The 21253-nt window shown below is 60.0% G+C and carries 17 protein-coding genes and 3 rRNA genes (1 of these 20 running past the window's edge); 2 read left to right on the forward strand and 18 right to left on the reverse strand.

The features are described from left to right. Positions 1-105: 105 nt before the first annotated feature. The 9 genes from J3P84_RS26645 to J3P84_RS26685 form a co-directional block, all read right to left on the reverse strand. Complete coding sequence (locus tag J3P84_RS26645) at positions 106-630, reverse strand: type II toxin-antitoxin system VapC family toxin (RefSeq protein WP_434626657.1); 525 nt, start codon at positions 628-630, stop codon at positions 106-108. 1 nt (position 631) lies between these two features. After that, complete coding sequence (locus J3P84_RS26650) at positions 632-1342, reverse strand: hypothetical protein (RefSeq protein WP_434626659.1); 711 nt, start codon at positions 1340-1342, stop codon at positions 632-634. Positions 1343-1480: 138 nt separating this feature from the next. Further along, the gene (locus tag J3P84_RS26655) at positions 1481-2095 is read right to left on the reverse strand and encodes a hypothetical protein (RefSeq protein WP_434626662.1); all 615 of its coding nucleotides are present in this window, start codon (positions 2093-2095) and stop codon (positions 1481-1483) included. Beyond that, a complete protein-coding gene (locus J3P84_RS26660) occupies positions 2092-2664 on the reverse strand; it encodes an RNA polymerase sigma factor (protein WP_434626664.1) in 573 nt (190 codons plus the stop codon). Before J3P84_RS26660 ends, J3P84_RS26655 begins: the two co-directional genes overlap by 4 nt. Positions 2665-2829: 165 nt before the next feature. Further along, entirely contained in the window at positions 2830-4497 is a 1668-nt protein-coding gene (locus J3P84_RS26665) for a vWA domain-containing protein (RefSeq protein WP_434626667.1), read from the reverse strand. Positions 4498-4615: 118 nt separating this feature from the next. Then, positions 4616-5197 carry a hypothetical protein gene (locus J3P84_RS26670; protein ID WP_434626669.1) on the reverse strand — a complete coding sequence of 194 codons (582 nt, stop codon included), beginning with the start codon at positions 5195-5197 and terminating at the stop codon, positions 4616-4618. A 98-nt stretch (positions 5198-5295) separates the two neighbouring features. After that, entirely contained in the window at positions 5296-6609 is a 1314-nt protein-coding gene (locus J3P84_RS26675) for an MFS transporter (protein ID WP_434626672.1), read from the reverse strand. A 38-nt stretch (positions 6610-6647) separates the two neighbouring features. Then, positions 6648-6821: a hypothetical protein gene (locus J3P84_RS26680; RefSeq protein ID WP_434570506.1), complete on the reverse strand. Its 174-nt coding sequence runs from the start codon at positions 6819-6821 to the stop codon at positions 6648-6650. An 87-nt stretch (positions 6822-6908) separates the two neighbouring features. Continuing rightward, positions 6909-7469 (reverse strand): YbhB/YbcL family Raf kinase inhibitor-like protein, encoded by a 561-nt coding sequence (locus J3P84_RS26685; protein WP_305497633.1) that lies wholly within the window; start codon positions 7467-7469, stop codon positions 6909-6911. Positions 7470-7608: 139 nt separating this feature from the next. Between J3P84_RS26685 and J3P84_RS26690 the strand changes: the two genes are divergently transcribed. After that, positions 7609-9141, forward strand: a complete 1533-nt coding sequence (locus tag J3P84_RS26690; protein ID WP_434626676.1) for an FAD-dependent oxidoreductase — start codon at positions 7609-7611, stop codon at positions 9139-9141. 313 nt (positions 9142-9454) lie between these two features. Further along, positions 9455-10402, forward strand: a complete 948-nt coding sequence (locus J3P84_RS26695) for an IS110 family transposase (RefSeq protein ID WP_434623735.1) — start codon at positions 9455-9457, stop codon at positions 10400-10402. A 46-nt stretch (positions 10403-10448) separates the two neighbouring features. On the opposite strand, the gene pgaD is transcribed toward J3P84_RS26695, so the two are convergent. The 9 genes from pgaD to J3P84_RS26740 form a co-directional block, all read right to left on the reverse strand. Beyond that, positions 10449-10952, reverse strand: a complete 504-nt coding sequence (pgaD, locus tag J3P84_RS26700; RefSeq protein WP_434626678.1) for a poly-beta-1,6-N-acetyl-D-glucosamine biosynthesis protein PgaD — start codon at positions 10950-10952, stop codon at positions 10449-10451. Then, positions 10949-12304, reverse strand: a complete 1356-nt coding sequence (gene pgaC, locus J3P84_RS26705; protein ID WP_305497636.1) for a poly-beta-1,6-N-acetyl-D-glucosamine synthase — start codon at positions 12302-12304, stop codon at positions 10949-10951. Before pgaC ends, pgaD begins: the two co-directional genes overlap by 4 nt. 1 nt (position 12305) lies before the next feature. After that, positions 12306-14303, reverse strand: a complete 1998-nt coding sequence (gene pgaB, locus J3P84_RS26710) for a poly-beta-1,6-N-acetyl-D-glucosamine N-deacetylase PgaB (RefSeq protein ID WP_434626681.1) — start codon at positions 14301-14303, stop codon at positions 12306-12308. 12 nt (positions 14304-14315) lie between these two features. Next, positions 14316-16799, reverse strand: coding sequence for a poly-beta-1,6 N-acetyl-D-glucosamine export porin PgaA (pgaA, locus tag J3P84_RS26715; protein ID WP_434626683.1), 2484 nt, complete (start codon positions 16797-16799; stop codon positions 14316-14318). 243 nt (positions 16800-17042) lie between these two features. Beyond that, positions 17043-18548, reverse strand: coding sequence for a YdgA family protein (locus J3P84_RS26720; RefSeq protein ID WP_434626685.1), 1506 nt, complete (start codon positions 18546-18548; stop codon positions 17043-17045). Positions 18549-18704: 156 nt separating this feature from the next. Continuing rightward, the gene (locus J3P84_RS26725) at positions 18705-19340 is read right to left on the reverse strand and encodes an NADH:ubiquinone oxidoreductase subunit N (protein WP_434626688.1); all 636 of its coding nucleotides are present in this window, start codon (positions 19338-19340) and stop codon (positions 18705-18707) included. A gap of 182 nt (positions 19341-19522) precedes the next feature. Beyond that, positions 19523-19638: ribosomal RNA gene (rrf, locus tag J3P84_RS26730) — 5S ribosomal RNA — on the reverse strand. A 107-nt stretch (positions 19639-19745) separates the two neighbouring features. Continuing rightward, positions 19746-19861 (reverse strand): 5S ribosomal RNA (rrf, locus tag J3P84_RS26735). Positions 19862-20025: 164 nt separating this feature from the next. Next, positions 20026-21253 (reverse strand): 23S ribosomal RNA (locus J3P84_RS26740) (it continues 1664 nt past the right edge of the window).

Raw genomic sequence — 21253 nt, forward strand, 5'->3', positions numbered from 1 at the left:
TAAAAAACCCTGAGCAGTATCAGCGCGGCAGCGCATCAACCGACGGGGCCGTGTTGCGAATAACTATAGAAACCACGCCCCACAACGGTTACCTCAAGCAGGCTCTCAGTGGTCAAGATCGGCCTCAAGTTGCTCAGGAGCCGGTTCAATATCCCCTAAGGACTTCACTACAAGTCCGCATTTCTGAGCCTTGGAATAAAGACCTGCGTCATGTGTCCACACTTCGTCAGCGTTGGTCGCAAGAGCGGTTGCTATTATCTGGCGATCAAAACGTAACTTGGCTTTGGTCGCTGCTGGGTCAAGCATCTTCAGCTCATTGTCATCGACTATGCGAGCACATTCGACCGCAGCGATCTGATCGAACGATATGATCTCAAAACACGAGAAGCCATTTATGACATCCAGGTGGCCCTGGTGGAAATTCCGATCAATGCCGACCAGATACTCAGCCAACGCCGGTGTGGGTATCAGTACCGTCCCGCCTCTTGCGTCGACCAGATCGATTAAGGCCTCAGCTCTCGCCTCTGCTCTATCCACGTTTTGACCAGTTGCGGGATCAACCAAGACGACACCGTCCTTGGCATTTCCCAAGGCTTGGACGAGAACGTTGGTATCGAGAACTATGCGCACCTCATCCCCTTAGGTTCTGAATCGTTCCATGGGGATCATCCATCTCGCTCCATGTGATACCTCCGAGTTCTTTAAGCTGGGTAACGGCACTACGCAAAGAGGTTTTCTCAAGCTTTTCGTAAGATTGAATGAACATTTTTCGGAGCCGCCAGCCTCCGTGCGGCCGACTTTCCCATTCACCTTTCCCATGAACTCGGACGTACTTAAACAAGAGTTTGCCTAGTTGTTCAGCCAACGCCGTGTCGGCTTCGCAAAGAAGAGTTTCTCCGCCAGCGCCCTCAAGCCGGACAGGAACAGTTTCGTCTTTTCCACCTACGACATAGAGGCGACCTTGGACACTACCCTGCTTGATGACAATCATGGGAGGGGGAGCCGTCTTGGCTTTCGGAAACTGAAGGATGTTCGCATCCGCAGCTTGCAAGACACCGTCCACCCGATCTTGCTCCATCAGTGCAGATAGCTGCAGGTAGGCTTTTCGTGCGCGCTTGGGGCCAATTCCCTGCGCAGCCTCCCTTACCCTGTTCAAGACGTGGGGGTACTTCTCATCCTCAACCCATGTATTCAGGCAAACACAGCCTTCGGTAACAGATTCGAAATGAACATTGTCCTGCGAGCCGAAAAGCTCAGTGAGCTCACACAGATAATCCGTCAAGCGAGCCATCGAGAGCTTGCTTGGATCAGTTCCGTCGAGTTCGAGCATCAGCTTTTTCATGCTGCCGAGTATAGTTCCGCCCAAATGATCCTGCTATGTCTGCATTTGTAACCCTATTCCAGAGGCGATTTCTGTAACAGCCGAACACGCAGCGCCCATCAGACTCCCAGGCTGACCTCGGACGCTGGCAACGTTCCTTCATCGCTTACGCAATATTTCCAACCGCGCCGGCAAGTCTTCCTTGGGAAAGCGCTTGTGCAACGCCAGCAGCTTCTCATCAGCCGCCTTGCTGTCACCCGCCTCGCGCAATCGCAGCACTTCCAGCAGCTCCTGCTCAAGTGTTGGCATTGCGGCGGGCGCGGCTTTGCTCATTTTCGCTGCGGGCTTATCCGCCAACGCCTGCACCGGGCTGGCCGGGGCTCGGGCCAGTTCGCCCTGGGGCGCCATGCGAGTGATCGGTGCGGGGGCCGGCATGACTGGCGGCGGGGCAGCGGCAACCGGGGGCTGCTGCCGATCGGCGGAAAACTCCATCGAGGCGGGTGAAGACAGTTGCTCCTCGGTCGACGTACGCAGCACCAGGCCGATCATCAGCGCCACACCGGCAACCGTGGCGAACGCCATTTGCCAGCGTGGTCGCTGACAAGCCTGCAGCCAGCGCTGCCACAAGCCCGGCGCAGGCGTCGGAACTTCACGGCGCGCGGTGGCCAGGATGAAGGCGTCCATGGAAGCCGGCGGCTCGCCGCTGGCGTGTTGGCGGAAATGTTCGACCAGCGTTTCGTCGATGGAATCCGGCGTCTGTTTGGGGTCGATCATGCGGGTACCTCCTCGGCCAACAGGCGATGCAGCTTCTGTTGGGCGTAACGCAAGCGGCTCTTGACCGTTTCCAGCGGAACGCCGGTCAGGGCAGCGATCTGTGGCAGTTCGAGATCACCGTGCAGGCGCAGCAGGAACACTTCCCGCTGATCCTCGGGCAAGGCCTGCAACGCGGCGTCCAGACGAGCTTGGTCGCGACTCAGGCGCAGCTGTTGCTCAGGGTTGCCGGTGTCGTCGGGCTGGACATGAAGCTGCTCGTCGTAACTGTCGTGCAGCGGGTTGTGGACGCCGTGCTTGCGCCAGTGGTCGATCAAGCGGTTACGGGCAATCTGGAACAACCATGTACGAAAACTCGCCCGGCCTTGTGGCTGGGTGGTGCTGCGAATCAGGCTGAGCCAGGTGTCCTGGAAAATTTCCTCGGCCAGTTCGGCCTTGTTGCTCAAGGACACGAGAAAACGATAAAGCCCTTGCCGATGGCGGGCGTACAGGGCTTCGAAACAAGCCCCGTCGCCTTCGCGATAGCGGGCCAGCAGCGATTCGTCGCTGGGAGAATCAAGCGCAGCGGGCATGTCCGTGTCGAACTCCTTTGGCGATCATTGCAACACAGCCCTGGCAGACCCCGTGGGAGCGAGCTTGCTCGCGATAGCGGTGTGTCAGCCAATACAAATGCAACTGAACCGACGCCATCGCGAGCAAGCTCGCTCACACATTTTTGATCCTCGTTGTCGTCAGGATCAGCGTTTGGCCGCAGGTTCGAGGCTCTGGGCCAGCTCCACCAGTTGCACGAACTCGGCACGCAGCCCGAACGGATCGTCACCGCGCGCCGAGCGCGCCAACTGCGCGGTATCCTTCAAGGTCATCTGCCCAGTGTAGCGTCCATCGCCCTTGAGCTGTTGGGCGAAGGCTGCCACGGCGGCGGAGAAGCGCAGGTCGTCGCTGGTTTTGTCATTGCGCGGTGAAACGGCAATGGGATGTTCGATCAACCGGCTGCTACCGCCTTCCGCCAGCTTGTAGCGTACGCGCAACATCGCCAGTTCGCCTGACTTGCCGTCCGCCTTGGGTGCGCTGCCATAACGCAGCGGCTCCAACCAGCCCTGCTCTCCTTTCGGGACAATTTCATACAGCGCGGTCACGGTATGCCCAGCGCCGATCTCGCCTGCGTCGACCTTGTCGTTGCTGAAATCCTCACGCTTCAACGCGCGGTTCTCATAACCCAGCAGTCGATATTCGCTGACCTGGGCGGGGTTGAACTCCACCTGCAACTTCACGTCTCGCGCTACCACCGCCAGGGTGGAGCTGAGCTGGTCCACCAGGACCTTGCGCGCTTCGAGCAGGTTGTCGATGTACGCGTAGTTACCGTCACCGGCGTCAGCCAGTTGCTCCATCAGGTGTTCGTTGTAGTTATCCACACCGAAGCCCAGTGTGGTCAGGGAGACGCCGCTTTTGCGCTGATCCACGGCCATCTGCTTGAGGCTGTCGAAATCACTGATGCCGACGTTGAAGTCACCATCGGTGGCCAGCAGGATGCGGTTGATGCCTTTGTCGATAAAGCTCTCCCGAGCCATCTGATAGGCCAGTTCGATGCCCGAGGCACCGGCGGTCGATCCACCGGCGTTCAGTTGATCGATGGCGTTGCGGATCTTCACCTTGTCGCTACCCGAGGTGGGCTTGAGCACCACCCGCGACTCACCGGCATAGACCACCAGGGACACCCGGTCCTGATCGCGCAATTGGTCCACCAGCAATTTCAGCGTGCTCTTGACCAGCGGCAGGCCTTCGCGACGGTTCATCGAGCCGGACACATCCACCAGAAACACCAGGTTGGCCGGGGCCAGGTCTGAGACGGCGCGGTCGCTGGCCTTGATCCCGACACGCAACAACCGGGTGTGAGGGTTCCAGGGCGATGGCGCGATTTCGGTGGTCACGCCAAAGGGCGAACCGTCGGTGGGCAACGCGTAGTGGTAAGGAAAGTAGTTGACCATTTCCTCCAACCGCACAGCGCCCTCAGGCGGCAGGCTGCCCTGGTTGAGGAAACGTCGCACGTTGGCGTAGCTACCGGTATCGACATCCACGCTGAAGGTCGAGACCGGTGTCTCGGCGACGCTGTGGACAGGATTTTCCGGCAGCTTCTCGTACTGTTCGCGCGGCTCGCTGCGGTAATCATTGGAGACGACATCGCCCATCGGCGCAGGCATTGATGCCGGCGCGGCCATGCGCTTGGCCATAGTCTGGCGCACGTAGGCGATCTCCCCTTGCGGCGCGACGATCGGCGCCGCCGCCACCGGTTCGGCCGGCTTGGCAGCCTCACGGGACGAAGACAACCCACAACCGGCCAACGCCACCAGCAGCGTGACGGCAAAGCCCTGGGTGGCAGGACGCATATACGAAAGCGGACGGGACATGGGCTGAACCTCGTGAGTGGATGATCCGTTCACAAGGTCAGACGCAAGAGATCAGTGGTTCGGGTTAACGACCAGAAAATTTTTCATGCCCTGGTCCCCTCAGCGGCGGCAAATAGCATCAGCGAGACGGAATGGCCCGCAGGTCATCGGCGATGAAACGACTCAACTGGCTGGTGTAGTACTCCTCGACATCGGAATTGCCCCGTTTCGTGAGGGCTCCAGCGATGCCTTTCATGGCGTGAAATTGCCCGATTGCGCCGGCCGGCATCAGCCCCTCGCGAGCCTGGGCGAAATGCAGCACCTCGGCGCCGGCCTTCTTCACCTGGACCTGGTAGCTGAAGTCGACGCTGGCAAGGTACGTACCGTCGGCAACGATACTGCTCATCAAACCACCTTGGGTGTCCTGGATACGGCGGGCGTAGACGGCGTTGATATCCAGCAGGTAGTCAGCGCTTTCCTTGCTGGAGGCGTAGCGATTGCCGTCGAGCAAGCGCACGATCAGGTCGGTGTGCAGCTTGTCACGGACTTTTTCGTCGGGCAGGAAACGTTCGTTCTTGCCGGCGACCTCTACGTTGAACGTGTCGATCCAGTATGTGGCGGTTTTGGGAATCGCCACCGGCGCAGGAGAAATGTAGTAGTCCGGCTTGGAGGCGCAGCCCGCCATAAGCAAGATGGCCAGGAGGGTGGCAAAAACGCGCATGAGATTCGTCCCTGAAAGAAATGATGCCAAAATGGTGGCGCCATTTTAAGGACGACGGTGGGATTCTCAAGCGGTTTTTCCTTTTACGCGGCGCAGGATCAAGACTCACAGGCCAGAGAGGGCCGCAGGATCTTTGCGTGCCGCCTCGGAAAATAAGCCGCCCCCCCTACTCCCACCGCACCCATCACCACGCAATACACCACGCAAACCCACGGGCTCCACGGCACCAGCGCAATCAACAACAACGGCGTCATGCTGGCCCAGAGTGCATAAGCGATGTTGTAGGTGAAGGAGATACCGGACACGCGAATCTTTGGCGGGAACAGGCTGATCATCACCGAAGGCACCGCGCCGACCACGCCGCAACCCAGGCCGGCCACGGCGTAGGCCAGGCCCAGCCAGTCGCTGCCGCTGATCAGGCTGGCATAGAGCACGGCGATGCCCAGCGGCAACAGCAGGCTGTAGAGCATGACAGTGCGCCAGGCGCCGATGCGGTCGACGACGAGGCCGGCCAGGACGCAGCCGATGTTCAGGAAAACGATGCCGAGGCTGCTCAGGGCAAACGTGTGGCTGGGGGTCAGGCCGAAGCTTTTCTGCATCACTGTGGGGGTGATGACCACAAAGACCACCACGGCGGAAGTCAGTACGCAGGTAAGAATGGCGGCGGGCAGCAAGGCATGCCGATGGTCGCGCAAAACCGTGCGCAGCGGCAGCTCCGTCGCGCATTCGCGATTAGCTTGCAGGGCAATGAAGATCGGCGTTTCGCTCAGCCAGCGGCGCAGCCAGACGCCGATCACGCCGAATAGCCCGCCCAGCAGGAACGGCAAGCGCCACGCGTAGTCGAGGATTTCGGTCGGGCTGAAGATCCGCGCCAGCGCCGTAGCGGTCAAGGCGCCGAGCAAGTAGCCGAAGGTCAGGCCCGCCTGGAGAAAGCCCAAGGCATAGCCGCGATGCCGCAACGGCGCGTGTTCGGCCACGAACACCCAGGCACTCGGCACCTCCCCGCCCACCGCCGCGCCTTGCAGGATGCGCAGCGCCAACAACAGCAACGGGGCGAAATAGCCGATTTGCGCATAGGTCGGCAGTACACCGATGAGCAGACACGGCAACGCCATCATCAGGATGCTCAGGCTGAAGACACGCTTGCGGCCCAGCCGATCGGCAAAGTGCGCCATGAGTATCCCGCCCAGGGGACGCGCCAGATAGCCGGTGGCAAAAATCCCGAAGCTCTGTAGCAGGCGCAGCCACTCGGGCATTTCCGGCGGGAAGAACAGTTGGCTGAGGGTCAGGGCGAAAAAAACGAAAATGATGAAGTCGTAGATTTCCAGCGCGCCGCCGAGGGCGGCGAGGCCCAGGGTCTTGTAGTCGGAGCGGCTGAACCGCGCGCCTGGCAAATGATGGGTGGCAGTCATAGGCATGTTTGGAAAAATGGTTGGAAGAAGGCGTCGGATCAGGCAGCGGGACCCTTGTCCACGGGCTGCGCCGACGGTTGGCCTGGCTCGGCGTCTACGGCCTCGTCAGCAGGCAGAAAATCCTTGCGGCTCTGGGCGATGGCCCGGCGTATTTCGTCGCCCTTGGTGGGGCAGTTCTTGAGGCGGGCGATGCCGTCGGTTTGCTGCGTCATCGCCATCCTCCGGTATGAGTGAACAGGCGCCGATAGTGCTCGCTTTTGGCGCTCGATGCCAACTTACGTGACGATTGGGCCAGCCAGTCAGCGGTGGTAGCGACGCACCACGCTGCTGTTGCGCAGGACGTGGCCTTTGAGTTTTTCCATCAACTGGGCGCGTGTGAGGCCGGCGGGCAATGCGTCGGGTGGCAGGTCCAGGGCGAATATCTGGATCAGGTAGTGATGAGCGCTGTCGCCAACGGGTGGGCACGGACCGATGTAGCCGTGAGTGTTCTTGCTATTGATGCCGCTCATGCCTTCCAGGGTGGATTTGGTACCCGCGCCCGCCGGGATCTGTCGGGTGCTGGCCTTGATCCCGTAATGCACCCAGTGGTCGACGCCCTGCCCGCGCTGGCCGTCGGGATCGAGCATGACGATGGCATAGCTGAGGGTGCCAGGCGGGCCGGCGTTCCAGCTCAACGCCGGAGAAATATTCTTGCCGCCGCAGGTATTCGCGTCGCTCGCGGCGGCGGCAGTGAAGAGGCGGTCGTCCGATACACCGGGAATGCTCAGGGTGAAACGCTCTTCGGCCTGGACAACCCCTTGCGCGCACAGCACGAGGGTGACGGCCGCGAGCCAGGAGGAAAGGGAGGTCAATCGAGTCATACCGGGCACCTTAATTCGATTCAGGCCATGGACGGCCTGCGAACTATAGCCGCAGCGCCGGCCCGGTTGCAGTGACAATTATGCTGAACCTCGTTGCACTCCCCTGACTCGAACGGGAAACGCCTGTCGGAGAACGACCATGCCCATGCATCAAGTCGCCCGCCTCGCTGATGTGCGAGAGGACCGCGGCCTCGAAGTGACCCTCAACGAAACACCCATTCTGCTGCTGCGGGCTGGCGGACAGGTCCGAGCCTTCCAAGGCAAATGCCCGCATGCCGGGGCGCCGCTGGCCGAGGGCGCGGTGTGTCACGGCAGGCTGATCTGCCCGTGGCACAAGGCCGCGTTCCGTGCCGAAGACGGCGCCCTGTGCGAGCCGCCGGCCCTCGACAGCCTGCAGCGTTATCACGTCGAGCTGCGGGGCGATGAAGTATGGGTCGATGAGCAACCACTGCCAGCCGAAAAAATCCCTCCCGCCGATGACCCGCGCACCTTCGTCATCGTCGGCGCCGGAGCGGCCGGCACGGCTTGCGCGGCGGCGCTGCGCGAGAAGGGTTTCGGTGGCCGGATCCAGATGATCGACCGCGAAGCCGAGGCCGGTTATGACCGCACCGTACTGAGCAAATACGTGTTGGCCGGCGACATGGCCGCAGAAAAGACGCCGGCCTTGCGCGATGAAACCTACTTCACCCGGCAACGCATCGAAAGGCGCAACGGCGAAGTGGCCGGTCTCGACACCAGCGCGCGCCAGATTCATCTCGCCGACGGTCAACGCCTGGACTATGACGCACTGCTCATCGCCACCGGTGGAGTGCCCAGGACGCCAGACATGCCGGGCCTCGACTTGCCCAATGTGTTCACCCTGCGCTCTTTGGCCGATAGCCGGCAAATCCTCGACCGTGCCCAGCCGGGGCAGCGAGCGGTGATTATCGGCGACAGCTTCATCGCCATGGAAGTCGCCTCGTCCCTGCGCAAACGTGAACTGAGCGTGACCGTCCTGGCCCGCCACCCGGTCCCGTTCGCCGCGCAGTTTGGCGACAGCATCGGCAAGGCGATCCTGGCCCGACACCGGGCCAATGGTGTGGTCTATCACAGCGAGGGCGAAGCGGCGCGGATCGAAGGTGTGGAGAAGGTTGAAGCCGTGGTGCTGGATAACGGTCAGCGTTTCGCGGCGGACCTGGTCATCATCGGTGTCGGCGTGCGCCCGGCGACCGAGCCGTTCGCCGATCTGCCACGGGAAAAAGATCAATCATTGATTGCTGACGACGGCATGCGCGTCGCCGATGGCGTCTGGGCCGTTGGCGATATCGCCACCTTTCCCCTCAACGGCCAACCCCGGCGCATCGAACATTGGCGCCTGGCCCAGCAACAGGCACGCATCGCCGCGACGAACATGCTCGGCGGTGAGGAACACTACTTGGATGTGCCGTTCTTCTGGACGTACCACTTCGGCAAACGCTACGACTACCTCGGTCATGCCGAGGAATGGGACGAGGTGCAATTCAAGGGCACGCCTGAGCATCCTCCGTTCATCGCTCTGCTCGGCAAGGACGGTCTCGTTGCCGCCGTCGTGGCCTGCGATGAAGGCCGGGCCATGGCGGCACTGGCCCAGCGCATGAAACAACCGCTGCCGGTGGATGAGGCCTGGCGGCTGGTCCGGGATTTTTCGGTGTAGCTTGTCTTGAAGACAATATAAAACCTGTGGGAGCGAGCCTGCTCGCGATGGCGTCCGATCAGTCGGCATCAGTGCTGCCTGGTACTCCGCTATCGCGAGCAGGCTCGCTTGTATGGTAGGACTTGAAGGGAGGAGGAGGGACTAGGCTCGATTCTGACTGTTAGCCGCAGTACAGACCGTGGGAGATTTCACCCCTCCTCCTTTCACCCAAGCGCCGATAAAGAATGCATCTGGCCTAGACCGACGATAGGAACAAGCCTGCGCCTCTGGGTGAACCCTTCAAGTGTTCAAACCTTAGCCCGGAGGATTTTCAATGGCAATGCCCGTCGCCACCGCCCAGCCGATCGTAGGTGTGGATGTCGCCAAAGATGAGTTGGTGATTTATCACGCCCAATCCGATCGACTCGAAACGATCCCCAACACCAAAGCTGATATTAAGAAGTGGCTCAAGGCATTACCTGCGCCAGTGGATGTCGCCATCGAAGCCACCAATATCTATCACCAGGACTTCGCCGATCTGGCTTATGCGCATGGCTGTGTGATTTATATGATCGGCGGTTACGAACTCAGTCATTACCGCAAAGGTGTGAAAGTGCGCGCTAAAACCGATGCGCTGGATGCTCGGTTGTTGGCTCGCTACTTGAACAACGAAGGCCACCAGTTGCACCCTTGGTCCCCGCCATCGCCCCTGTATTGCAGGCTTATAAGCCTTTTCCGGCGACGGGCAGCCTTGGTTCAGGCGCGTGTCAGCCTCAAGCAAAGCTGGTCGAACGAACCGTTGCTCAAAACGGCCTTCGAGAACCAGATAAAGGCCATGCAAAGACTCGAAATTTTGCTTGAGAAAACAATCCAGACGCAGTTGGATGCAGCCGGTTTGGGCAGTCAGCTCAAGCGCTGCATGAAAGTCGAAGGCATCGGTCTGTTAAGCGGTGCCCGTTTACTTACGTCGTTTCAGCGTGGAGATTTCAGAAATGCCGATGCCTTCATCGCTTTTCTGGGTCTGGACCTGCGCATATCGGACTCGGGAAAAAAGAAGGGACGCCGCTGCCTGTCTAAGCGAGGTGATCCGGAGGCACGCCGATTGATGCACAACGCCGCGATGTCGGCGAGTCGCACAGCGGCGTGGAAGGGATTTTACGAGGGTTTGAGGTCCCGAGGGCTCAGCACAACCGAGGCATTGGTAGCGCTGGCCCGCAAGCTTGCCCGAGTGGTATTCGCTCTGTTGAAGAACCAGAGCGAATACTTACCAAAAGGCATTTAGGGGCTAGCCCTGCACCATAGAATCTCCCACAGGTGTTTGGCGTTGACTACGCAGGGCGATCAGCCGGCAGATGAATCACCGGCGGCCGGTCCAGCGGTGCCAGGGGCGGCGGTTGCAAGTCCGGGCTCAGCAGATGAAAGTGCGGCACTACGTGGCTGATGTCGCCATCCGGGTTGTTATGGATGATTTTGGAGCCAGGCTGGCGCAGCGTTTCCAGTCGTTCGTCAGTCAGCTTGAAACTTGCGCTTAGGCCTTGGTCATCCACCGCAGGCCTCGGCAGCCGACGCTGGGCGAAGCTGCGGCTTTTGCGCTGTTGGTAACGCGCCCAGGTAATCAGGATGATTGCGTTGACCAGCGCGATCCAGCCATAGATCTGCAAGGTTCCCAGGGTATCGAACAGCGAACCACCCAGGCGTGGCCCGGCATGGCTGTCGAACAACGGCCAGAGCCCATTGACCAGCAGATACAACAGCCCAACCCACGCCAGCACGGTAAAGAGCACATCGATGACCACCAGAAAAGGCCGCTGCCGGGTCCTGATAATTTTCATCGGATCACTTCCTCTTCTTCGTCATCGAACGGCTTGATCCCGCGATCCGGGCTGACCCAGCGCGCACGTTTCTGATGCTGCCCGAACAGCACCTTGGGGAAGCTCACCAGGGTGGTGAACAGGCTGATCAACCAGAACACCAACGGGTACCAGACCACCCAGAACATGATGTGCCACAGGCCTTTTTCGTAGCGACGGTCGATCAGGATGCTCACCGCGAATTGCATCAGGCACACCACCGCCAGCAACAGCCCGGTGAAGGCCGGCGGCATGAGGTGGTCCACCGCGATGGCGGCGGGCATCTCGATGAATTTGCCGGCGCCCCAGAAGATCACCGACAGCAGGAAGGTGAACGCCCAACCGGTGGACAGGCAGTATTCGAACAGCAGCGGCCACAGGTAACGGTGGCGGTATTGCCAGATGCCGCGGATGTTCTTGAACAGCACTTCGGCACCGCCCTGGGCCCAGCGCAGCCGTTGCCGCCACAGGCCGCGCAGGGTTTCGGGCATGAGGATCCAGCACAACGCACGGGGTTCGTAGAAGATGCTCCAGTGGTCCAGTTGCAGCTTCCAGCTGATGTCGATGTCCTCGGTGATCATGTCCGGGCTCCAGTAGCCGACCCGGTGCAGCGCTGTGCGACGGAAGGCGACGATCACACCGGACACGGTGAAGATTCGTCCGAAGACCCGCTGGGTACGCTTGATCAAGCCGATGATCGAGGAAAACTCGCCGACCTGGACCCGACCCACCAATGTTGAACGGGTGCGAATGCGCGGGTTGCCTGTAACCGCGCCGAGGCGGGCGTTGTCTAGCATCGGCGCCACCAGGTAGGCGCAGGTATTCGGTGCCAGCAGCGCGTCGCCGTCAATGCACACCAGATATTCGCTGCGTGCAGCGATGGCGCCCATGCGCAGGGCTACGGCCTTGCCCTGGTTTTCCGCCAGGTGCAGCACACGCAAGCGCGGGTCTTCGGCGGCCAGTCGGTCCAGCACCTCGGCGGTGTTGTCCTTGGAGCCGTCGTTGATGGCGATCACCTCAATGTTCGGGTAGTGCTGGCCCAGCGCTGCGTGAATCGTGTCGGCAACGTTGTCGCCTTCGTTGAAGCACGGGATCAGGATGCTGATCAGCGGTTCGCCAGCCAGGGGCGGCGGCAAGGTGTCGTCTTTCCACGGCCAGTGGCGCTCCCAGTGCAGCCAGAAATACAGGCCGCCGGCGATCCACAGCCCGGACATGAACAGCGGGTAGAAGAACACGAAGTCCATCAGGAATTGCCCAGTGACCAGGAAGATCAGGCCCAGGGGCACCCCAAGGACGATCGCCAGCACCAGGACGGCGAGCAGTCTGTCGAGCATGTCAAGGATTCCACTTGTTGGAGAGCGCAGGCCGCACGGCTTTCACGGCAGGCTGGTCTTCGATGAAGTTGTCCGGGTAGTAGCCGAAACTGGTCACGCCCTGGCGCTTGAGTCGCCCCATCCAGTCGGCCAGTTGTTCACCTTCGATATCGGCCACCGGCTTGCTGTGCCAGTCGCGCGCTTGCAATTCGAATACCGTGCGCTTGAGCGCACCGGGGCGAGCCTTGACGGTTTCCACCAGCCGTTCGAGCCAGGGCCCGGATTGCTCGCGGGTCTGTTTTTCCATCAATGGCATGGCCATCGGAGCCGTCCAATCGTAGGCGCCGAGGAAGTCATCGAGGTTCTGGGCGAACCAGGCCTCGCTCTGCGGGTTGAGCATCGGCTCGGCAAAGATATTGCGCGCCGTGCGCACCTCCGGACCACGAATTGCCCGAACCTTGGCCGTGAGCTCAGCGGTGAAGTCGATCAGGTAGCGGCTCTTGAAACGGGTCCAGCGCTGCATGGCCGCCGGGTCGTCGCGCAGAGCGGCGATGGAAGTCGGCAAGCCGTTGGCCGCATAGACTTTCATCGCAGCTGGGCCGGCATCCTCGAAGTCGGAGAACACCGCGTCGTCATGGTACAGAACGCCGTCCACCGAGCTCATCCGCGCCAGGTCTTCGTAGATTTCGCCGATGACCTTGCGCACGTTCGGGTCGAAGGGCGACAGGCGCAGGTACTGGTCCGGGGCGACGCCAATCTTGCCGGTTTCAGGATCCCAGCGCTGTACACGCGGCAACTTCGGGTCCAGGGCAAAACTGAGCACCGGCATCCAGGCATACACCTTCACGTTGGCCCGGGTGCGCAATTGCCATGCGACCCGATCGAACAGATCGGCGCGTACCGGCAGATGCCGATTGGGGAAGTACAGCGAATGGACCAGGCCATCGCCCTTCGGGTCGGCAAAAGCTTGCAGGAAGACGGTGTTCGCGCCCAGATCGTAGATACGCTGGACCAGCTTGCCGACGTTGGCCTCCTGCTGCACGGGGTCCGGATCGTAGACGTAATCCAGGTCGACGTGGACCACCCGCATCGGGTCCATGGTCTGCACCGAGACGATGCTTTCGGCGAAGTGAGCGCCGTCCGGATCGGAAGCCACCAGAAAGCGCGGGCCGCTCATCAGGTTATCGAGGCTGTCGAGGCCGTCTTCCAGGGTCAGGGCCATCTGGTAGCCCTGGCTGCCAATCACCTGCAACGCGGTGCCGTCCGCCTCGCCGTATGGCCAGACCCAGACGCGCGGACTGTAGCCGGTGACTTTGCGGATCTTCTCGGAAATGGCTGCCACGTCCTTGCGCAGACGCGCCTGGAAATCGGCTTCCGCCTCATAACGACCGGTAGCCGGATCGTAGCGCCGCGTGGTCGCCGCCGGCTGCTGGTTGCCTTGCGGGTTGGCGAGTACGCCTTTGTGATTGGCATCGGTGTGGGCGGCGATTTCCACCAGGCCCGATTTCGACACCTCGCGAATCTGCTCCCAGGTCAGGAACTCGGAACGCTTGCGTGGCACCCCGGCAAAATCCACCGGTTGACTCAGCGGCGTGTCGATCCAACTGCCGACCGGAGCAAGGATGGCCGGCCAGTTATAGGCGCGCAGGATGGGCATGACGCGGGTGTAAAAGCTTGAGTAGCCGTCGTCGAAACTCAGCAGTACTGCGCGCGATGGCAGTTCGGGCCCGCCGTTGCGGGCAGCGATGATCTGATCGATCGTGACCGGCTGATAATTGTTTTCCCGCAGCCAGGCCAATTGCTCGATCAGGCGCTCGGTGCGCACGGCCACCAAGGCTTGGTCGGGGTCGCGGTCTTCGACGTCGTGGTAGGCAATACCAAGCACGTGGTTTTTCGGCCATGGCGCATCGTTGGCCATCACCGGCCGTTGCGAAGGCGGGGCAAATGCCGGGGCCTGCTGGGCACAAGCGCTGATCAGCAAGACTCCCAGCAGAAGGATGAATCGCGAAATGACGGGCATTTTCAAACTCTTCTAGAAGCGGTAGGTGAGGTCGACAAGCAGGCGCAGATCGCTTTCACGATCGCCGTCGTAAGGGCGGTTGAGCCAGCTCAGCGCGGCCCCGGCTTCAAGCACATCGTTCCAGAGCAGACGCTGGCCGTAGCTGAGCAACCCCATGGCACCGGTGCTGTAGTCACTCTGGCTGTAAGTGCCGGCACCCGCCTGGAACTGCTGGCTCCAGGTGGTTTCGTAGCGGCGATACAGCACGTGATTGGCGCTCACGGTCGGCATGACACTGAAGTCCGATTTCGGATTGAAGTACGGCACTTCATTGGAGCCGCTGTTACGACTGGCACCGACTTCCAGGCCCAGCTCCACTTGTAGCCTCGGAGCGCTGTAGATGCCCTCGCGGCCGGTCAGCAAGGTCTCGAGGCGGTTGTTGCCATCGCTGAAGTGGGACGGGCTGACAGCCAGCCGCCACTCGCGGCTTTCATTGGCACGCCAGCGGACGAAACCGCTTCCACCATTGGCGCGAATCCCGTTGTTGAGAGCCCGCAACGGAGTGTTGGCCGAGAGGTAGTCCAGGCTGCCGCCGTACTGCCAGTGATCATTGATGTCCCGGGCCACGGCTACTCGCGCGCCCTGTTTGTCACCGGAACCATACGAATGGTTGGAGACTTCCGCCTCCAGGGTCATGTCGCGGGTACGCCGCTCCACTCCCAGGCGCTGCCAGCGATGGTGGCCGGTGCCTTCCTCGAAGTCGCCGGTTGCGTAACCGGCACCACCGAACAGCCGCCAGTCTTCATCGATGGGCGGGCTGTAGAGCAAGGTCTCGATACCAAAATCGCGGCTGCCGGTCACCGCGCCAGCGTCGCCATTGCCGCCACCGTAGCTCTTGCCGGTGTAGGCCTCGATGCGCAGTTCAGCCATGTCATGGACGTCACGCTGGCGTTGCAGGCGCTTGACGTGAGCGTTCTCGGGATAGCGGGCGACGACGTCATCGGTAAGCGCATCCATTTGCCGCCATTCCTGCAGATCCATGGCGGCGCGGGCCTGGGCGACTTCCAAGTCGCGATTGCGCGGCGTCGTGGCCTCGACTTCCTTGAGCAGGCTTTCCGAACGTCGCGGCCACTCACGTGCCTGGTACAAATCGGCCTGGGCCAGGCGCAAGCCGATATTGCCGGGCCCGTGGTAGACCAGAGCGTCCAGGCGCGCCTCGGCGGTAGGCAGATCGGCGCCGTAGGTACCTGCTTGAGCGGCCAGGAGCTGCGCGTCCATCCACTCGTCGTTGGGATTGCCGATCGGCAGCCCCTTGAGCTCCACGCGGGCCGGCTGTGCTTTCGCCAGGTCTTCGGCCAGTGCGCGGGCCTCCTCGGATTTTTCGCTTTCCAGCAAGGCGTAGTAGAGCGCAGTGCTGTCTTCGAAGCGGTCCGCAGGATCTGCATCCGGTGCAATCAGCACGCGGCGGTACAGATCGACGGCGATCTCCGGTTCACGTTGCTCCAGATAGGAAGAAGCCACCCAGCGCAGCGCGTAGGTTGGAATGCTGACCCCTTCAGCGACCAGCTTCTGGTATTCGACGATCACCTCGGCCCGGCGAGCCCGGGCGTTGAGGGCGCCCATGCGGTCGATCCGCCAGCGCAAGACATCATCGTGGGCCTCGGCCACCGGAGTCCAGGTGGCGAGCAGTTTGTCGTAGTCCGCCAGCGCGCGATCGGCGATGACGAAACGCTCCGCCTCGCTGCGACTGGCCATATCCGCCAGGCGCACCCGCTCAGCCGCCACATCGCCTTCGAGCCTGCGCTGCACGCCGCGATCGATCAGGCCGGGCTGAAGCCGGGCCAGGCGCAGGGCCGGCTCAGGCAAACGGGCGCGTTGCAGGGCGTAGACGTACTCGCGGGCGACTTCAGGCTTGTTGCTGCCGGCACGGGTGAACGCCTGGTCGTATTCGAAAAGCGCTTCGTGGGGATTGTCCGCACGCGTCAGCGCATAACCCAAGGCCAACCGGCGCATCGGATCTTCTGGCTTGGCGGCAACGAGCGCCCTGGCGCGGTTGACGGCTTCATCTGGCTTGCCGGCATCGGCCTGGGTCAAGGCCAGGCCTAGTTGCAGATCGGGGTTCTGCGGATCTATCGCCAACGCCCGGCGATACAACTCGACCGCCGGATCCCAGCGCTTGAGGTTGCGATAGGAGCGAGCAGCTGCGGTCAGCGCCTGAACCGGAAGGTCGCGGTAGCGGCCCTGGGTTTCGTAGACTTTCACCACCTCGGCATCAAGACCGGCCCAACTGGCGATCTGCAGATGGTCACTGATCTGTGCGGTGCTGGCCTGGCCAACCGGCACCTGGCGCAATACGGACAACGCGGGCGTGTAATGCCCCGCGCGGGCGTCGAGCACCATCTGGTCATAAGCGGTATCGGCAAACGCCACCACCGACCAGCACAATTGGCTGCACAGCGCGACGCGAAACAACGGGCGCAAACCGAATTGAATAAGAGGACCCACAGTACGCGGCATTCGTCAGCATCCTTACATGGCCAGCCGGGTCGCAGTGCCCCCTTGCCCATCAAACAGAAGGCCGGATCAAAGGAACCCAGCCAAGCTCTAACGGGCCTAGTTTTGCACTCTGTGGCTGGTCATCTTCCAGATCGCCATAATTCTTCAGAATCCATGCAGATTTCAGCGCGGCATTTTCAACGGACAAAAAAAACCGGCCCGTGCACAGGGCACGGACCGGTTTCGGATGTTGCCTGGGACGGGTTACTGAATGGCGACGCCGCCGCCCAGCTTGTTCATCACAAACGCGGTGAACTGTTCAACGGTCATCTTCTGGCCGTTGAAATCGACCTGATTGTTGGCGTAGTGCAGATTGGTAACCACATCATTGCCTTCAAGCTTCGCCAGCTCCGTGCCTACCGCCATGGCGCTGAACATATCGCTGGTGGCAGTCGCCTGGTCGGCGATCAGTTTTGCGTCGGTCTGGCCTTCCATCTGCGCTTGCACGGTCAGGAGATCCACCAGCATTGGCTTGGAAAGCTTAACCTTGAAGTCCAGCAGAGCGAGCAACTGACGGCCCAGCTCATCGGGTGGCAGGTCCATGGACTGCGGCTTGGCCAGATCAACAACCAGGCTCGCGCGGCTTTCGCCGTTAGCGGTATTGAACGAGAGGTTCTCCAGGGCCACTTGCGGGGCGCCAGCCAGGAGTTTTTCCAGGTCGGCTTTGACCTGCGCTTCTTCTGCCTCGGTAAGGTTCAGCTCTGGAGCCGGCTCGCCCGCTTCAGCGGCCTCGGCAGCTGCCTTTTCGTAGGGTTGCAGCTTGGCCTGGTAGACCTGCATCAGCGACATTGTGGCAGGGATATCCAGGTTCTTCAGGCTGACCGCCATCTGTGCAGAACCGATGACCTTGTCGTTGAACGACAACTCGCCGATCTTGTAATCAGCGCGTCCCGAAGCACTGGTGCCGTTCTCGGAGCTGTTGTTCTTCATCTCGAAGTTTTTCAGGCCCAATACCGATTTCGGCTCGCCGAAGGTGGTCTTGCTGCTGCTCAGCAACAGGGTGTTGTCGCCCTTGTAGTAGCCATAGGTGCTCTTGGTCAGATTGCTGGCCAATGTCAGGCCACTGAACTCTACCTGAACCGGCGTCTGATCTTCGGCGACGGTGGTCAACTTGAAGCTGTCCATGTAGCCGTCGGCCTTGATCTTCTCAGCCTGGGCGCTGGCGGCCACATCGATTTTCAGGCCGGAGAAGATCAGCTGGGATTGCTCATCCAGCTTGGTATCCAGAGGCAGCAGTTCGAACGTGCCGTTGGTGGATTGATCGTAACCGAGATTGAAGACGCCTTTGAGAGGCGATTTATCCTTGGCGGCGACGAACCACTTTTCGGTCAGCGGAGTCCGCTCCAGTTCGGTGTGGCTGGTGGCCATGACCGGCAACCATTTGAGCGTCATCAGGCGCGAGAATGGCAGTGGACCGTGTTCGATATTGTCAACGAACAGCAGCTCGACCGGTTCGCCGCCGAACATTTCGCCTTCACCCTTGAGACGATAACGGGCAGTACTGCTGAAAGTGCCACGGTCCAGGGAGACCAGTTCAATCGAAGCGGTGCCATTGGAACCCGCCAAAGCCGTTTGCAGTTGCTTATTGCTGTCGGCAATAGCGGTTTGCAGTACGCCTTCAAGCTTGGTGCCGGTATACCAGGCGCCACCCGCACTGATTGCACCAACAACCACAACGATTCCCAGAAGTACGCTTGCTGATTTGTTCATGAGTGATCCGATCATGTTCCATGGTTGAAAAGAGTCGTCTTCCTTGACCCGCAAAGGGCTGTGGTACGACGCGATAAAAGTGGTGGGGAGATTAGCATCAGGCAAGTCAGCAAGCCCAATGTTTAAAGGGGAAAAAGCGTGTTCTTGAGAAATGGTCTACGAATATTCGACTTCGATCTCGTCAAGTTGATGATCGAAGGTCTTGAGACGTGCTGTCCAGGTGTAGACCAACACTTCGAAATCTCGATTGATTACTGCCGCACCCGATGAATCGTCACGCCCATCGTAGAAGTCCAATTGATAGCGCTCCCGAGCCATCGCGTTGGCCACATCGCACAGCTCGCGGGCATTGTTGAGCCAATGCCAGTCGTCTTGCGCGACTTGCTTGTCCAGGGCGGCGCATTGAGTTTTCAGTGCCTCGAGGCTTTTCTCCAGCGGAGTGCCGGTGAGTTCACCCATGACTTCCTGAAACGTGCGTCCAGGCTGCCAATAGCTGCCCCAGAAATAACGGTCGAATACCGTTTCAACCCGGCGCAGCGCAACCTTGGTATCCCAGATCAGGACCAGTGTCTTGCCTTGCACAAGCTGCCTCTTCTTGATGCGCTGGCCTTGAAGAGAAGCCCAGGCGACGATTGCGACAGAAATGACACCGATCAGCGCAGCCGCGCTATCCAAGAAAATCAGTGCCTTGTCGATATGGTGAGTCAGCATGACGCCATAGAAGTAGGTGGCCGAAAGCAGCACCAAGGCCGCGACAGCGCACCAGAAGCCGGGAGCATAAGGGTTTTTCATTATTGGAATCCCCATGACCAGTCACGTCGCGGGCTGTTGCTGCCAATGCCCGACAACCAAAGCATAGCAACGGCTTGGGGGTTTGCCGGGGGGTGGCGTCAATTAGGACGGCGATCCGATTATCGGCTCCGAAAACGACAAAACCCCTGTCTGCATTGGCAGACAGGGGTTCTGGAATTCAATCTTGACGATGACCTACTCTCACATGGGGAAACCCCACACTACCATCGGCGATGCATCGTTTCACTTCTGAGTTCGGGATGGGATCAGGTGGTTCCAATGCTCTATGGTCGTCAAGAAATTCGGTAACCAACCCGTTCAGGAACAACGTGTCGGTGAAAATCGAAGACTTCTACTAAAACAAAACCCCTACCTGCGTCAGCAGATAGGGGTTTCGGAATTTAATCTTGACGATGACCTACTCTCACATGGGGAAACCCCACACTACCATCGGCGATGCATCGTTTCACTTCTGAGTTCGGGATGGGATCAGGTGGTTCCAATGCTCTATGGTCGTCAAGAAATTCGGTAGCCAGCGCGTGCCTTACGGTCACGTTCCAGCGAATGGGTATGCGATAGTTTGTGGGTTTTGACTCGAACTTTCGGTTCATCTCGTCTTCACACACCGCAATCTGGCGCCTTTCTCCGTTTCCAGAGCAGGCTCAGCAAATTGCTTGGGTGTTATATGGTCAAGCCTCACGGGCAATTAGTACAGGTTAGCTCAACGCCTCACAGCGCTTACACACCCTGCCTATCAACGTCGTAGTCTTCGACGGCCCTTCAGGGGACTCAAGGTCCCAGTGAGATCTCATCTTGAGGCAAGTTTCCCGCTTAGATGCTTTCAGCGGTTATCTTTTCCGAACATAGCTACCCGGCAATGCCACTGGCGTGACAACCGGAACACCAGAGGTTCGTCCACTCCGGTCCTCTCGTACTAGGAGCAGCCCCTCTCAAATCTCAAACGTCCACGGCAGATAGGGACCGAACTGTCTCACGACGTTCTAAACCCAGCTCGCGTACCACTTTAAATGGCGAACAGCCATACCCTTGGGACCGGCTTCAGCCCCAGGATGTGATGAGCCGACATCGAGGTGCCAAACACCGCCGTCGATATGAACTCTTGGGCGGTATCAGCCTGTTATCCCCGGAGTACCTTTTATCCGTTGAGCGATGGCCCTTCCATACAGAACCACCGGATCACTAAGACCTACTTTCGTACCTGCTCGACGTGTCTGTCTCGCAGTCAAGCGCGCTTTTGCCTTTATACTCTACGACCGATTTCCGACCGGTCTGAGCGCACCTTCGTACTCCTCCGTTACTCTTTAGGAGGAGACCGCCCCAGTCAAACTACCCACCATACACTGTCCTCGATCCGGATAACGGACCTGAGTTAGAACCTCAAAGTTGCCAGGGTGGTATTTCAAGGATGGCTCCACGCAGACTGGCGTCCACGCTTCAAAGCCTCCCACCTATCCTACACAAGCAAATTCAAAGTCCAGTGCAAAGCTATAGTAAAGGTTCACGGGGTCTTTCCGTCTAGCCGCGGATACACTGCATCTTCACAGCGATTTCAATTTCACTGAGTCTCGGGTGGAGACAGCGCCGCCATCGTTACGCCATTCGTGCAGGTCGGAACTTACCCGACAAGGAATTTCGCTACCTTAGGACCGTTATAGTTACGGCCGCCGTTTACCGGGGCTTCGATCAAGAGCTTCGCGTTAGCTAACCCCATCAATTAACCTTCCGGCACCGGGCAGGCGTCACACCCTATACGTCCACTTTCGTGTTTGCAGAGTGCTGTGTTTTTAATAAACAGTCGCAGCGGCCTGGTATCTTCGACCGGCGTGGGCTTACGCAGCAAGTGCTTCACCCTCACCGGCGCACCTTCTCCCGAAGTTACGGTGCCATTTTGC

Origin of the sequence: Pseudomonas sp. Z1-29 (assembly GCF_051131995.1) — a bacterium.
In the GTDB taxonomy this organism is placed as follows: domain Bacteria; phylum Pseudomonadota; class Gammaproteobacteria; order Pseudomonadales; family Pseudomonadaceae; genus Aquipseudomonas.